Source organism: Nonomuraea sp. NPDC004354, assembly GCF_053602555.1.
On record NZ_JBSGDV010000004.1, the window covers coordinates 461116 to 475904 of the forward strand.

General features: G+C 72.9%; 10 protein-coding genes. 7 read left to right on the forward strand and 3 right to left on the reverse strand.

The annotated features are described in order from the left end of the window. Positions 1-4335: an HAD-IC family P-type ATPase gene (locus tag ACWENQ_RS16945; protein ID WP_452414940.1), complete on the reverse strand. Its 4335-nt coding sequence runs from the start codon at positions 4333-4335 to the stop codon at positions 1-3. 79 nt (positions 4336-4414) lie between these two features. Beyond that, positions 4415-5383 carry a TIGR03557 family F420-dependent LLM class oxidoreductase gene (locus tag ACWENQ_RS16950; protein ID WP_452414941.1) on the reverse strand — a complete coding sequence of 323 codons (969 nt, stop codon included), beginning with the start codon at positions 5381-5383 and terminating at the stop codon, positions 4415-4417. Positions 5384-5488: 105 nt separating this feature from the next. On the opposite strand from ACWENQ_RS16950, the gene ACWENQ_RS16955 reads away from it, so the two are divergent. From ACWENQ_RS16955 to ACWENQ_RS16985, 7 genes are all read left to right on the forward strand, one after another. After that, on the forward strand, positions 5489-6982 hold the full coding sequence (locus tag ACWENQ_RS16955; RefSeq protein WP_452415033.1) for a mannitol dehydrogenase family protein: 1494 nt from the start codon (positions 5489-5491) through the stop codon (positions 6980-6982). Between the two features lie 241 nt (positions 6983-7223). Beyond that, a complete protein-coding gene (locus ACWENQ_RS16960) occupies positions 7224-8678 on the forward strand; it encodes an extracellular solute-binding protein (RefSeq protein WP_449918813.1) in 1455 nt (484 codons plus the stop codon). Further along, a complete protein-coding gene (locus tag ACWENQ_RS16965; RefSeq protein WP_449918811.1) occupies positions 8679-9614 on the forward strand; it encodes a carbohydrate ABC transporter permease in 936 nt (311 codons plus the stop codon). Beyond that, on the forward strand, positions 9611-10516 hold the full coding sequence (locus tag ACWENQ_RS16970; protein WP_452414942.1) for a carbohydrate ABC transporter permease: 906 nt from the start codon (positions 9611-9613) through the stop codon (positions 10514-10516). The genes ACWENQ_RS16965 and ACWENQ_RS16970 overlap by 4 nt, the downstream gene beginning before the upstream one ends. Before the next feature lie 9 nt (positions 10517-10525). Further along, on the forward strand, positions 10526-11539 hold the full coding sequence (locus tag ACWENQ_RS16975; protein WP_449918806.1) for an NAD(P)-dependent alcohol dehydrogenase: 1014 nt from the start codon (positions 10526-10528) through the stop codon (positions 11537-11539). Between the two features lie 108 nt (positions 11540-11647). Further along, complete coding sequence (locus ACWENQ_RS16980) at positions 11648-12769, forward strand: ABC transporter ATP-binding protein (protein WP_449918804.1); 1122 nt, start codon at positions 11648-11650, stop codon at positions 12767-12769. A 30-nt stretch (positions 12770-12799) separates the two neighbouring features. After that, a complete protein-coding gene (locus tag ACWENQ_RS16985; protein ID WP_449918802.1) occupies positions 12800-13771 on the forward strand; it encodes a carbohydrate kinase family protein in 972 nt (323 codons plus the stop codon). A 194-nt stretch (positions 13772-13965) separates the two neighbouring features. Here ACWENQ_RS16985 and ACWENQ_RS16990 read toward each other — a convergent pair whose 3' ends face one another. After that, complete coding sequence (locus tag ACWENQ_RS16990) at positions 13966-14589, reverse strand: maleylpyruvate isomerase family mycothiol-dependent enzyme (protein WP_452414943.1); 624 nt, start codon at positions 14587-14589, stop codon at positions 13966-13968. Positions 14590-14789: the final 200 nt, after the last annotated feature.

A 14789-nucleotide genomic window follows, 5' to 3' on the forward strand; every position in this document is an offset into this window, starting at 1 on the left:
TCACGGCAGGCGGTTCATCAGGGGCAGCCGGTCGAGGGGGACGAACCGTTCGGCGACCACCGCGGCGGCCACGGCGGCGAGCGCCGTGCCCCAGGCGAGCGGGTCGAGCGGCACGCAGCCGAAGAACTGGCTGACCCCCGGCACCTGCACGATCGCGGCCAGCACGGCCGCCGACCCGAGCGAGCTGAGCAGGACCGGGCGGCCCGTGCCGCCCGCGATCACCGTCTGGGCAAGCTGGGTGCCGACGAGGGCGACCAGTCCCACGGTGCGGGCCCGGGCCTGCGGTCCCGTCAGCCTGGCCAGCGTCCAGCCGGTGGTGGCGCCCAGGGTGGTGAAGACGGCCCGTCGCACGATGTCGTGGGTGAGCGCCGAACCCAGAGAGGTCTCCGGCCCCTCGTCGAGCAGCGCCGCCGCGGCGTCCTTCGACGGCGCCCGTACGGCGATGGCCAGCGCGGGCGCGAGGTCGGTGAGCATGTTCACCAGCAGCAGCTGCCTGGCCGTCAGCGGCGAGCGGCCGGTGGTGAGCGACCCGATCAGCGTGAAGCCGATCTCGCCGAGGTTGCCGCCGACGAGAATGGCCAGCGCCTCGCGGACCGAGGCCCACATGGCCCGCCCCTCGACCAGCGTCGAGATGATGGTCTCCAGGCTCTCGTCCGCCACGACCAGGTCGGCGGCGGCCCGCGCGGCCGGGGTCGCGCCGGAGCCGACGGCGATGCCCACGTCGGCCAGCCGGATGCCGGCGGCGTCGTTGGAGCCGTCGCCGGCCATCGCGACGACCCTGCCGAGGCGCTGGAACGACTCGACCACCCTGACCTTGTGGGTGGGCGTGCAGCGGGCGACCACGTCCACGTCGGGGAGGGTCTTGTCCAGCGCGCCGTCGTCCATCTCGTCGATGTCGGTGCCGGTCAGGACGTGCGGGTGAGGGTCGTCGGTGACGTGGGCGGCGATGGCTCCGGCCGTACCCGGGTGGTCTCCGGTGAGCATGACGATCTGCACGCCGGCGTTGCGCAGCGCGGCGACCGCCGACCCGGCCGTGTCGCGGACGACGTCGGCGAGCCCGACGAGGCCGGTGAAGCGCAGGTCGTCGATGTCGTCGTCGGTGAGCTCGTCGGAGTCCATGGGACGTTCGGCCACGGCGAGGACCCGGTGCCCCGACGAGGTGAGGTGGTCGATGCGGGCCTCGATCTCGCGCCGCCGCCCCTCGTCGAGCCCGGCGCAGCGCGGCACGACGACCTCGGGTGCCCCCTTGACGCTGAGCAGCCGGTCGGACCCGCGCCGGCCGAGCGTGGCGTGGTAGGCGCGGGACGACTCGAACAGCAGCGCGGTGATCTCCTCCCAGCCGTCGGCGCCGGTCTGGCGCGAGACGCCGAGCTCGGCCGCGCCCTCGCCGACCGCGCCGTCGGTGACGTGGCTGTAGTCCCCGTCGGCGGAGTGCGGGGTGGCGCGCAGGGCCGCGGCGAGCACCTCGCGCAGGCTGTCGTCGAGCGCGCCGACGTCCTTGTCGTGCTCGGCGTCGCTCACCCTGGCCAGCCGGATGCGGCCTTCCGTGAGCGTCCCGGTCTTGTCGAAGCACAGCACCTCGACCCTGCCGAGCGCCTCGATGGTCCCCGGGTCGCGGGCGTGCACGCCGCCGGCGGCGAGCCGGCGCGTCGCGGCCAGCTGGGCCGCGCTCACGAGCAGCGGCAGTCCCTCGGGCACCGAGGCGACGGCCAGGTTGACGCCCTCGCCGAGGGTCTCGCGCAGGCGCCTGCCGCGCAGCAGGCCGGACAGGGTCACGCCCAGCGCCGAGCCGATGGCGATGGGCGTGGTGGCCCTGGTGATCGCCGTCAGCCGCTCCTCCACGCCGCTCACCCGCTCGACGCCGGCGGTGGCGGCCATCGCCCGGCCGGACTCGGTGGCGTCGCCCACGGCCACCACGACGGCGGTGGCGCTGCCGGCGGCGACCGTGGTCCCCTCGTACAGCATGGAGCTCCGCTCGGCGACGTGGTGGGCGAGGACCGCACCGGTGCCCTTGGAGACCGGCAGCGACTCCCCCGTCAGCGACGACTCGTCGACCTCCAGCCCGTCGGCTTCCATGACGCGGCAGTCGGCGGGCACGACCTGCCCGGTGTCGAGCAGGACGACGTCCCCTGGCACCAGCTCGCCCGCCTCCACCTCGCTCTCCGTGCCGTCACGCCGGAGCCGGGCGCGCACCTTCGTCTCTTCGGCCAGCTCGGCCAGGGTGCTCGCGGTGGCCGTCCGCTGCACGCCGCCCACCAGGGCCGAGACGCCCATGACGGCGACCACGAGGAGGGCGTCGACGAGCGAGCCGAGGACGGCCGAGCCCGCCGCGCCGGCCGCCAGCATCGGGGTGAACGGATTGTCGAGCTCGGCCCCGACACCGCGCACCAGCGTCGCCAGCGGTGAGGCCGCCGGTGCGCGCGCTCGGCGGCGTGCCTGCGCCTCGGCCGCGCTGAGCCCACCGTCCCGCGTCTCCAGGACGGCCAGCACCCGTTCGACCGGCATGGCGTGCCACGGTGTCACGGACAGGGCGGGCGCGATCGGCCGCCGCATGCTCGCGTGGGCCTGCCAGGCGCCCTGCGCCAGCGAGAGCGCGGCCACGCCGTTCACGGCCGACAGCACGTGCCCGGTCACCCGGCTCATCCGGTCGGTCAGCCCGTAGATCGCGGCCACGCCGGTGCCCGCCTTGGCGAGCGTCACGCCGCGCTCGCTGACGGCCCGGGCGTCGCGCGCCGACTCGATGACGAGCGCCGCGGTGCCCAGGTCGGCGCCGACGAGCAGGTGGGCGCCCCACGGCGGCCGGCCGTCGCGGCCGGACACGCCGACGCCGCAGTCGGCGGCGGCCAGCGCGGCGCCGTCACGTGACACCAGCATGACGACGGCGCCCTGGCGTTGCAGCTCGCGCACCGACGCGGCGAGCTCCTCGCCGCTCTCCTCGACCAGCCGCAGGTCCGCCCCGCGCGCGGCGACGGCGAGCGCGTGCGCCTCCGGCACCCGCCCCCGCACGACCTCGATCACGGCCTGGAGCCGCTCGCCGTGCGTCAGCGCCAGCACGTGGACGGCGGCGCCCTTCCTGAAGCGGTCGTGGTGCGACCTGCCCGCCCAGCCCTTGCGTGGCAGCTCGTCGTAGGGGCCGAGCGCCCAGTCGCCCTCCCTGCGCACCCGGTCGGGCTCCGACGGCTCGAACAGGCCGTGGAGCCGCGCGGCCACCGCCTCGTGGTCGGCCTTCTCCGCGGCGGCCACCTCGCCGATCATCAGGTCCTCGGCGATCAGCACGTCCTCGTCCAGCACGAGCGTGTCGACCCGGTCCAGGCGGCTCAGCGCCTGGGAGCCGGCGATGATCACGCCGCGCTGGGACAGCAGCGTGCCCAGCTCGGCGACGAAGGCGTCACGTCCCGCCGACGACGCCTTGGGCAGTCCGGCCAGCGCGACCTCGAGGCCCCGCTGCATGTCGCCGGTCAGCACCCCTCCGGCCAGGCTGCCGATGGCGCTGCCGGACAGCACGTTCTCGGCGTGCCGCTCGATCGGCCCGTTGGGCAGCCGCCGCGGCCGGTCGGGGGCACGCACGTGGGCGCGCGCGCGTTCCGGGGTGCCGGTCAGCTCTTCCTCCCGCTCGGCCCACACGTCGTTCTGCACGCGTGACTGGCGGATCTGCAGCGTCCGCTGCACGAGGTCGATGGCCAGGCCCGTGCCGCCGGGGGTGAGTGTCTGGATCGCCGTGTTCACCATCGGCATCCAGGACCGGCAGGCGGGGATCGAGTCGTCGAGCACCTTGCGCAGCTGCGGGACCGCGCTCAGGTAGCCGGCGACGCCGGCGACCCCTGACGGCAGGGGCGCCCGGTGCACGAGCCACTCCACGCCGGTCACCGCCAGCCCGAGCGCGTCCGCGGCGAGCACGAGGGCGACGGGCGGCCCTGCCGACGTGCCCTCGGTGATGGCCGGGTCCTTCTCCACGGCGGCCCGCTCGGCCTCGTCCAGGACGGCGACGAGGTCGTCGACGGAGGGCGGCGGCTCGTCCACGGCGACGATCACGCGGCCCAGCGCGAGGTTGACGCGCGCCCATCGGACGCCGGGGTGGACCGACAGGGCCGACTCGACCGCGTCGGTCAGCTGCTCGGGGACCGGGCACGACAGCGCGAGGTGGATCCGGCCCGGATAGGTCCACGTCGACCGGCGCACGCCGGCCAGCTCCGCGAGGGTGGTGGCGGCCCAGCCGGGCGCCTGCGCCGCCTTGTCCGCGGCCCACCTGAGCGGTGCGGCCACGAGATCCTGGCCCGGCAGCCTGGGCAGGCCGGGCAGCCTGGGCAGGCCGGGCAGCGACAAACCGAAAGGCATGTCGGCCCCGTACCCCGGTGAAGCCGTTTACGCGTGCCGGCGCGACTTTTCGGCCGGCGAGACGACGACGATCCCGCTGCTAGAGGCCGCGCAGCGCGGGCAGGAGGTCCTTCTCGGCCCACTCGAAGAACGGCTGCTGCTGGTCGGCACCGATCTGCACGAGGGCCACGTGCGTGAACCCCGCGTCGGCGAACGCCCGCACCGCGTGCACGACCGCGTCCACGTCGGCGCCGCAGGGCACGCTCCGCGCCACGTCCTCGGGACGGACCGAGGACGCCGCCGCCTCGAAGTTGACCGGCCCCGGCAGCTCCGCCATGACCTTCCAGCCGCCCGCCGCGGCCCAGCGCCACAGCCGGTGCGCCCGCTGTTCCGCCGCCTCGGCGTCGCTGTCGTAGGCCAGGGCGAGCTGGCCGTAGATCGGCTTGCCGGCGCCGCCCGCGGCCTGGAACTGCGCGACGACCTCGGGCATCGGATCGTTGACGACGAGGAGATCGGCGTGCTCGGCGGCGATACGGGCGGACCTGCCGCCGGAGGCGGCCACGCCGATCGGCACCCGCTCGTCGGGCAGGTCGTAGAGCTTGGCGGAGTCGACGTCGTAGAACTCGCCGTTGTAGGTGACGTAGTCGCCGCTGAACAGCCGCCTGATGATCTCGACGGCCTCGGCGAACATCCGGTGCCGGGTGTCCGCCGGCGGCCAGCCCTCGCCGATCACGTGCTCGTTCAGGTTCTCGCCCGCGCCCAGCCCGAGGGTGAACCTGCCCTCGCTCAGCACCCCCATCGTGGCGGCCTTCTGCGCGACCACGGCCGGGTGGTAGCGCATGATCGGGCAGGTCACGTAGGTCATGAGGGGCAGCCGCCGGGTGGCGTGGGCGACGGCGCCGAGCACCGACCAGGCATACGGCGAATGCCCCATCTCCTCCAGCCACGGGAAGTAGTGGTCGGAGATGACGGCGAAGTCGAAGCCGGTGCGCTCCGCCGCCACCGCGTTGCCGACGAGCTGGCGGGCCGGGGTCTGCTCGGACATCAGGGTGTAGCCGATGTTCACCATGGCCTCGTCATGTCCCCGCGGGGTCAAGGGTAGGTGCCGAGGAGCGAAGATTAATGATGAAGGTGGTCGACGCCGCGGGGGCCGGTCGAGCCCGGTAGGGGGATGATGGCGGTGACAGCGCTGACGCAGGAGACGGTGGCGGCTCTTTCCCGGGAGGTCGCGGTTCCCTCCTATGACCGGTCGAGACTCACGGCCGGCATCGTCCACGTCGGGGTGGGCGGATTCCACCGGGCGCACCAGGCGATGTACCTGGACCGGCTGATGAACGACGGCCTGGCCCACGACTGGGCGGTCTGCGGCGTCGGGGTGCTGCCGGGCGACGCGCGGATGCGCGACGCGCTGGACGCGCAGGACGGCCTCTACACGCTGGTGCTGAAGCACCCCGACGGCACCCTCGAGGCGCGCGTCATCGGCTCGATCGTCGGGTTCCTCTTCGCGCCCGACGATCCGGAGGCCGTCGTCGAGAAGATGGCGGATCCCGCCGTCCGCATCGTGTCGCTCACGGTCACCGAAGGCGGCTACAACTTCCACCCCGTGACCGGCGAGTTCGTCGCCGACGCTCCGGCGGTCCGCGCCGACCTGGAGCCGGGGGCGGCTCCGGCGACGGTGTTCGGGCTCGTCACCGAGGCGCTGCGGCGCAGGCGCGCCCGGGGGGTCGCGCCCTTCACGGTCATGTCGTGCGACAACATCCAGGGCAACGGGGACGTCGCGCGGCGCAGCTTCACGGCCTTCGCCCGGCTCGCCGACGCCGATCTCGCCGGTTGGATCGAGGAGGCGGTCGCCTTCCCCAACTCCATGGTCGATCGCATCACCCCGGTCACCACCGACCAGGACCGCGCGTCCGTGGCCGAGCGGTTCGGCGTCCTCGACGCCTGGCCGGTCACCTGCGAGCCGTTCACGCAGTGGGCGCTTGAGGACCGCTTCTCCAGCGGGCGTCCGCCGTTCGAGGCAGCCGGGGTCCAGATGGTCGCGGACGTGGAGCCGTACGAGCTGATGAAGCTGCGCCTGCTCAACGCCGGTCACCAGGCGCTTGCCTACTTCGGCCGTCTCAGCGGACACCGGTACGTCCACGAGGCGGCCACGGACGCGGCTCTGGCGAGGTTCGTGCGCGACTACATGGACATCGAGGCCACGCCGACGCTCCGCCCGGTCCCCGGTGTCGACCTGGAGGACTACAAGCGGACCCTCATCGAACGCTTCGCCAACCCCGAGGTGCGCGACACCGTCGCGAGGCTGTGCGCCGAGTCCTCGGACCGGATCCCCAAGTGGCTGCTCCCCGTGGTCCGCGAGCAGCTGGCCAGGGGCGGCGAGGTCACCCGCGCGGCCGCCGTCGTGGCCAGCTGGGCCCGGTACGCCGAGGGGGTCGACGAGGCGGGCGAGCCGATCACGATCGTCGATCCGCTGAAGGACCGGCTGACACCCATCGCCAGAACGCAGCGCACGCGGCCCACGGCCTTCATCGAGAATCGCGACCTCTTCGGCGACCTCGCCGACGACAAGCGGTTCGTCGAGCCGTATCTGCGCGCGCTCGAGTCCCTGCACACGCGGGGCGCCCGCGCGACGGTGCGGGAGCTGGCGGAGCGGGAAAGGCGCACGTAGGGGCAGGTTCCGGGGCCAGGTTCAAGGGCCAGTTTCGGGGTTCGGCGGGCCGGCCGGGGCCGCGCCGTTTCCGGCCGGTGATTCGACGTGCGCGAAAGTGCAAATTGCTGACACATTCCCCCGAAGCCCAAAATCTTGTTTGCAAGAAAATAGAATACACATTCGTTTATATAGGGCACCCAAGGACAGTTGACCGCCATTACCGCCCTTTTTTTGCCTGGAGTGCGGGGGTGAGTGGACAGTGGACTGCTATCCGCCCGAGCCGAGTAGGCGGGATGTGCTTCGTGGCGCGCTGGCCGCGGGGGCGGCGCTCGCCATGACGGGCGCCTGCGGCACGCAAACCGACGCGCCGCGAACCGCCGGTGCCGGCCCATGGCGCCAGTTCCAGGGCACCACCCTGAACTTCATCTCGGAGAACACCGCTCCGACCGCGGCCATCGCCGCGAACACCCGCCCGTTCACCACGCTGACCGGGATCGACGTCAAGATCGTGACGCTCGAGCTCACCGCGCTGGTCCAACGGGTCGCCCTGGACCTGGCCTCCGGCCACTCCCAGTACCAGGTGATCTACGCCGATCCGTACCAGGTGCTCGCGCCGTACCAGCGCGGCCTGGTGGACCTGCGGACCCTGCAGGCCGACCCGAGCCTGCCTGACCTGCCCGGCGGCATCGCCGACTTCATCCCGGCGCAGATGGACGCGGCCGGCCGGTTCGTCGACCCCCAGGCCGTCTACGCCCTGCCGTACGACGCGCCGACGATGATCTGGCAGTACCGGCGCGACCTGTTCGCCAAGTACCACGACCGCATGGCCGCCGACCTCGGGTTCGACCCGACGCCCAGCGGGGAGCGGACCTGGGAGGAGTACTTCAGGATCGCCGAGTGGTTCAACAAGAACGCCAAGCAGGACGTCAAGTACGGCACCGGCCACCAGGCCCGCCAGCACGACTCGCTGATGAACGACTTCAGCAACGTGCTGTGGTCCTACGGCGGCGACTACTTCGACAACGGCAAGGAAGTGGGGCGCCTGGGCTCGCGCGACCCCGGCCCGTGCCGCCTCGACTCCCCCGCCGCGATCGCCGGCGCGGAGTTCTACCAGCGGCTGCTCAGCATCGCCGACCCGGCCTCCACGACGTGGGACTGGGACGGCGTGGGCGCCGCCTTCCGGGGCGGCAGGCTGGCGATGTGCCCCAACTGGCACGAGTTCGCGGCCAGCAACGAGCAGGTCATGCCCGGCAGGGCCGGCTACTCGGCGCTGCCGAAGGGCCCGGTCAGCACGGCCAACATGTACGGCGGCACCGGGATCGGGATCAGCGCCAACACGCCGCCGAACGAGCGCGGCGCGGCCTGGCTGTTCCTGGTGTGGGCCACCTCGCCGCAGACGCAGCTGGCCAACCTCCAGAGCAAGGCCGGCGGCGGCACGCCCACGCGTATCTCCGTCTACGAGCTCCCGCAGGTGCGCGCCGCCGAGCATCGGCCCTCGCCGATGCCCAACATGCTCACGGCCGCCGCGGTGCGGGAGGCCTGGCGGCCCGACCGGATCGGGCTGCGACCCAAGATCCCCATGTGGAACGAGTGCAACACCGCGATCTTCACCCAGCTGTCCCGCATGCTCACCGGCGGAGCCTCGCCGGAGGAGGCGATGCGCGAGATCAAGTCGCGGGTGGACCGGATCGTGGCGCGAGGGTGGGTGGCCTAGATGACACACGCCGCGGACACCTCACCGGTGCTCAGCCGCTCGGCCCGGCCGAAGGAAGCCGCTCCGCGCGAGCCGCGGATCGGCTTCGAGGGCAGGATGATGACACCGGGCCTGATCGTGCTGGCCGCGCTGTCCATCGTGCCGTTCCTGGCCCTCGTCGCGATGAGCTTCTCCCACGTCAGGCTGCTCGGCGGGGTGTCGCTCGACCTGGTCGGCCTCACCAACTGGGTGCGCTTCTTCACCGACGCCGACATGTGGATGTCGTGGGCGCGCACGGTCATCTACTTCGTCCTCACCGTCGGGCTGGAGATGACGCTGGGCGTGGCCATCGCGCTGTGCCTGTACCGGGTGCTGCACGGCCGTAACATCATGCTGAGCCTGCTGCTGCTGCCGATGTTCGCCGCGCCGTCCATCGTGGGGCTGCTGGGGCGCTACCTCACCGACTCCACCTTCGGCCTGTACGCGTGGGTGCTGCGTTCCTTCGGCTACCAGGGCGACATCCTCGGCAGCCCGGTCAGCGCCTTCATCGCCGTCGTGCTGATGGACGTCTGGGAGTGGACCCCGCTGATCGCTCTGATCACCCTCGCCGGCCTGTCGAGCGTGCCGCAGTCGGTGCGCGAGGCGGCGGCCGTCGACGGTGCCGGAGGGTGGATGACGCTGCGGTACGTCATCTTCCCCGCGATCTCCAACGTGCTGCTCGTGGCGCTGCTGATCCGCTCGATGGACGCCATCCGCTACTTCGACATCATCTGGGTCACGACCAACGGCGGTCCCGCCGACGCGACCAAGATCGTCCCGATCCGGCTGTACGAGACCGCGTTCCGCTTCTTCGACTTCGGTTACGCCGCCGCCATCGGCCTCGCGATGCTGGCCTTCTCGATCATCATCGCCCGTACGTTCGTCCGCCTGCTCGACGTGAGGGGGTTGACCCGATGAGCACGACCCAGACCGCGCCGGCCGGCCCGGCGGTCACCGCGGCCCCGCGCGGGGTGCCGCAGTCGCCCCTGGAGGCCACGAGCAGGAGCACGCGGTGGCTGACCGTGCTGCTGCTCGGGCTGGCCCTGCTCTGGACGCTGGTCCCGCTGGTGTGGATGTTGATGTCGTCGTTCAAGAACCGCACGGACGTGACCGCGCCCACGCCGAAGTTCGCGTTCGCGCCGACGATGGACAACTACGTCGGCCTGTTCACCGGCGCGAACAACCTCGTGCCGTACATCTGGCACAGCGTGCTGGCCGCCGGGATCTCCGCGCTGCTCGCGGTCACCCTGGGGGCGCTGGCCGGGTACGGCCTGGCCCGCACGCAGATGCGCGGGAAACGACACCTGGCCTTCTGGATCATCTCGACCCGTATGGCGCCCATCGCGGCGGTCGTGGTGCCGCTGTTCCTCATCTTCCGCGGGCTCGGCCTGATCGACTCGATCCCCGGACTGGTGCTGGCGTACCTGACCTTCAACCTGCCGTTCGCCATCTGGCTGATGAGCGCGTTCTTCGCCGAGGTGCCGCCGTCGCTCGAGGAGTCCGCGCTGGTGGCCGGCTGCACCCGCTGGCAGGCCTTCCGCACGGTGATCCTGCCGCTGACGAAGTCGGGCCTGGTCACCACCTTCGTGCTGTGCCTGGTGTTCGCCTGGAACGACTACGCGTTCGCCGTGGTCTTCTCCGGCCCGAACTCCCAGACGCTGCCCATCGCCGCCTCCCAGCTGGTCACCCAGACGGGTGTCGACTGGGGCCAGCTCGCCGCGATCGGAACCATCGTGGTCGTGCCGATGATGCTGGCCGGGCTCGCCGTGCGGCGCTGGCTGGTCACCGGCCTGACCCTCGGCGCCGTCACCGGAGAGTAGGAGGCAGCCATGCGTGCCGCCGTACTGCACGGCGTGGGAACGGTCCTCCTGGAGGAGCGGCCGCGGCCCGAGCCCGGCCCCCGGGAGGTGCTCGTGCGGGTCGACTCGGTGGGCACGTGCGGCTCGGACGTCCACTACTACGAGCACGGGCGGATCGGCGACTTCGTCGTGACGTCCCCGCTGGTGCTCGGGCACGAGCCGTCAGGGACCGTGGTGGAGGTCGGATCCGCGGCGGGCCGCCACCGCCCGGGCCAGCGGGTCTCGCTGGAGCCGGGGGTGCCCGACTTCACCTGCCCGCAGTGCCGGGCCGGCCGGTACAACCTGTGCCCCCGGATGCGCTTCTTCGGCACCCCGCCGATCGACGGCGCCTTCTGCGAGTACGTCGTGGTGCACGAGGAGTTCGCCTACCCCGTCCCCGACTCCGTCTCCGACGACGCCGCCGCCCTCATCGAACCGCTGTCGGTGGGCGTGTGGGCCTGCCGCAAAGCACGGGTCGGGCCGGGCACCCGCGTGCTCGTCACCGGCGCGGGCCCGATCGGGCTGCTCTGCCTCCAGGCGGCGCTGGCCTTCGGCGCGACCGACGTCCTGGTCACCGACGTCACCGGCACCCGGCTCGGGCTGGCCCGCGACCTTGGTGCCCGCGCGACTCTCAACGTCCGCGACGACCGCCTGGCGGACGCCGGTTTCGAGCCGGACGTGCTGCTCGAGTGCTCCGGCCATCCGGCGGCGATCGGCGAGGCCGTCCGCGAGGTGGCGCGGGCCGGGCGGGTCGTCCTCATCGGCATGGGCGGCGACGAGATCCCGCTGCCGCTGTCGTACGTGCAGACCCGCGAGCTCGAGGTGACCGGGACCTTCCGCTACGCCAACACCTGGCCGGCCGCCATCGCGCTGGCCGCCTCGGGCAGGGTGCGGCTGGACGACCTGGTCACCGGCCACTACGGCCTGGCCGAGGTCGAGAAGGCGCTCACGGCCGGCAGCCGCGATCCCGACCTGGTCAAGGCCGTCGTCCGGCCGCAGGAGTGATGAGGATGGCGCGCGCTCGGACCACCAGCACCAACACCACCGGCCCCGGACCGGGGCGGCGGCCGTCACCAGGCCGCCACCGGCTCGGCGCCGACTAAGGAGACACCGATGGCCAGAGTTGTCTACGACGAGGCGACCCGCGTCTACCCCGGATCCACCAGGCCCGCGGTGGACGCCCTCGACCTCGACATCACCGACGGCGAGTTCCTGGTCCTCGTCGGCCCGTCAGGATGCGGGAAGTCCACCTCCCTGCGCATGCTGGCGGGTCTCGAGCGGGTCGACGGCGGGCACATCAGCATCGGTGACCGGGAGGTCACCAACCTGCCGCCGCGTGACCGGGACATCGCGATGGTGTTCCAGAACTACGCCCTGTATCCCCACATGTCGGTGGCCGACAACATGGGGTTCGCCCTGAGGGTGATGAAGACGCCGAAGGAGGAACGTGACCGGCGGGTCCGCGAGGCGGCCAAGCTGCTGGACCTGGAGGACTTCCTCGACCGCAAGCCCAAGGCGCTGTCCGGCGGTCAGCGGCAGCGCGTGGCCATGGGCCGGGCGATCGTCCGCGAGCCGAAGGTGTTCCTCATGGACGAGCCGCTGTCCAACCTGGACGCCAAGCTGAGGGTGCAGACCCGCACCCAGATCGCCGCCCTGCAGCGCCGGCTCGGCGTCACGACCGTCTACGTGACCCACGACCAGGTCGAGGCCATGACGATGGGCGACAGGGTGGCCGTCCTGAAGGACGGGGTGCTCCAGCAGGTCGACACGCCGCTGGCGCTGTACCAGCACCCGGCCAACGTCTTCGTCGCGGGCTTCATCGGCTCCCCGGCGATGAACCTGGCCGAGTACGGCGTCGAAGGCGACGAGGCGGTCCTGGGCGAGATGCGCATCCGGCTGAGCCGCGAGACGCTCAAGCTGCTCAAGGAGGAGAGCAGCGAGCGCGTCATCGTCGGCTTCCGGCCCGAGGCCGTCGACGTGGTCGGCGAGGGGGAGACGAACGGCGAGCAGCCGACCTTCCCGATCTCGGTCACGGTCGTCGAGGAGCTCGGCTCGGACGCCTTCCTCTACGGCCAGTACGCCGACACGACCGACCCGGCGCTGCGCGACCGGACGGTCATCGCGCGCGTGGACCCGAACGCGCCGCCCGCCAAGGGCCAGGTGGTCCGCCTGCGGATCCAGCCGGGCAAGGAGCGGCTCTTCTCCGCTGTCACCGGGCAGCGGCTGTCCACCTGACCACCAGGCACCAGGAGAGGAGCCGGACGCGTGATCGTGGCCTGTGGTGAGGCGCTGGTCGACCTGGTGCCGCGGCGGGACGGCTGCTTCGTCGCCCGGCCGGGGGGCAGCCCGGCCAACGTCGCCGTGGGCCTCGGCCGGCTCGGCGTCGCCGTCGCCATGCTCGCCCGGCTCGCCGACGACGGGTTCGGCCGGCTCCTGCGGGCGCACCTGACGGACTCCCGTGTCGACCTGAGCCTCGCCGTCCCGGCGGGCGAGCCGACGACGCTGGCCGTGGTCACCCTCGGGCCGGAGCGCGGCGCCGAATACACCTTCTACGTCACGGGCAGCGCCGACGGCGCCTGGCAGCCCGCCGACCTGCCACCGGAGCTACCGGCCGGTACGGCCTGCGTGCACGTCAGCGGGTCGCTCGCGCTTGCCGTACCGGCCATGGGCGACACCTTGGAGGCGTTGCTGCGGCAGGAGCGCTCGCGGCGCACCCTCGCCTTCGACCCGAACCTGCGGCCCCGGCTGGCCCGCGATCCGGCCGCCCTGCGCGCGCGGCTGGATCGCTGGATCGGCCTGGTCGACCTGGTCAAGATCAGCTCCGACGACCTGGCCTGGCTGACTCCCGGCGAGCCGGTCGAGAGCGTCGCGGCCCGCTGGCGGGAGCGCGGGCCCGCCGTCGTCGTCGTGACGCGCGGGGCCGCGGGTGTGCACGCGCTCGGGCCGGAAGGGCCGGTCGACCTGCCCGGCCGGCAGGTGCGGGTGGCCGACACGGTCGGGGCGGGAGACGCGTTCATGTCCGGTCTGCTGGCCGCGCTCGCCGAGGGCGGCGCGCTGGCGCGCGACCGGCTGGCCGCCCTGCCCGCCGGCCCGCTGGCGGCGGCGCTCGACCAGGCCCAGCACGTGGCCGCGCTGACCTGTACCCGCGTGGGCGCCGAACCGCCGTGGCGGGCGGAACTCGACGCCGACAGCGGGGCCCGGCCCGCCGCCGCCCCCGGCCGGACCGCCGACGCGTGACGCGGACCCGACCGGACCGGCTCGTGACGCGGACCCGACCGGACCGCTCGTGACGCGGACCGCCAGCTCGTGACGCGGACCCCGGCCGGACTACCGACGCGTGACGCGGACTTTGACCGGACCGCCGGCTCGTGACGCGGACCCTGGCCGGACCCGGCTCGTCACGCGGAGCGCCGGGTGTGGCGGCGTTCCGGTCAGGCGCGGGTGAAGCGTGCCGCCGGGGCGCCGCGCAGCCTGCCGGGCGGCAGCTTCCTGCCGCAGATCGCCAGCAGCAGGTCCTGTGCCGAGCCGTGGACCGGCGTGCCCGTCCCGAAGGTCCAGTCGAGGTCGTCGGCGCGGAACTCGACGCCGGCGAGGTCGACCTTGAAGAACAGCACGCCCCTGTCGGACGCGCTGACCGGCAGGGCGGGCCTGAGCCGCTCCTCGGGCACCTTCCGGTCCAGGCCCAGCGCGACGGTGATGTCCAGGCCGTGGATCACGTCGTGGCTCAGCGCGCTCTCGTGGCCACCGCCCGGGGGCTTCCAGGGGTGGGTCGCGTTGTCGCGCAACGAGGCGGTGAGCTGCCGCGGCGTCATCGTGCCCGCGTCACGCCTGGCGAACCGGTCGGCCGCCCTGTTGAAGTCGCCGCGGGCGGCGAGCAGGCCGAGCACCACCTTCGGCAGCGAGTAACGGAAGGGCGTGGTCATATGGGCCGCCACCTCCCGTACCCGCCATCCCGCGCACAGGCTGGGCTGGTCCCACTGCCGGTCCGACAGGCCGGCGAGCACGTCTGCGAGGTCGCGGCGTTCGGCGGCGACGGCCGCCCTGATGTCGTTCATCGGGTTCCCCTTCGCTGAAGGCTGTTCGCCCCACCGACGAACGGGAACCGGCCGGACCGACACGCGCCGCCTCGGGAATTCGCCGGAACGCGAACCTCGGGAACGGCGGGCTTTCGACGGCGCCGGGGAAGGGAGACGCGGGCGCCGGACCGAACCGGGGACAGCGGCCGGCTCGGTCATGCGGATGCGGTGTCAGACCG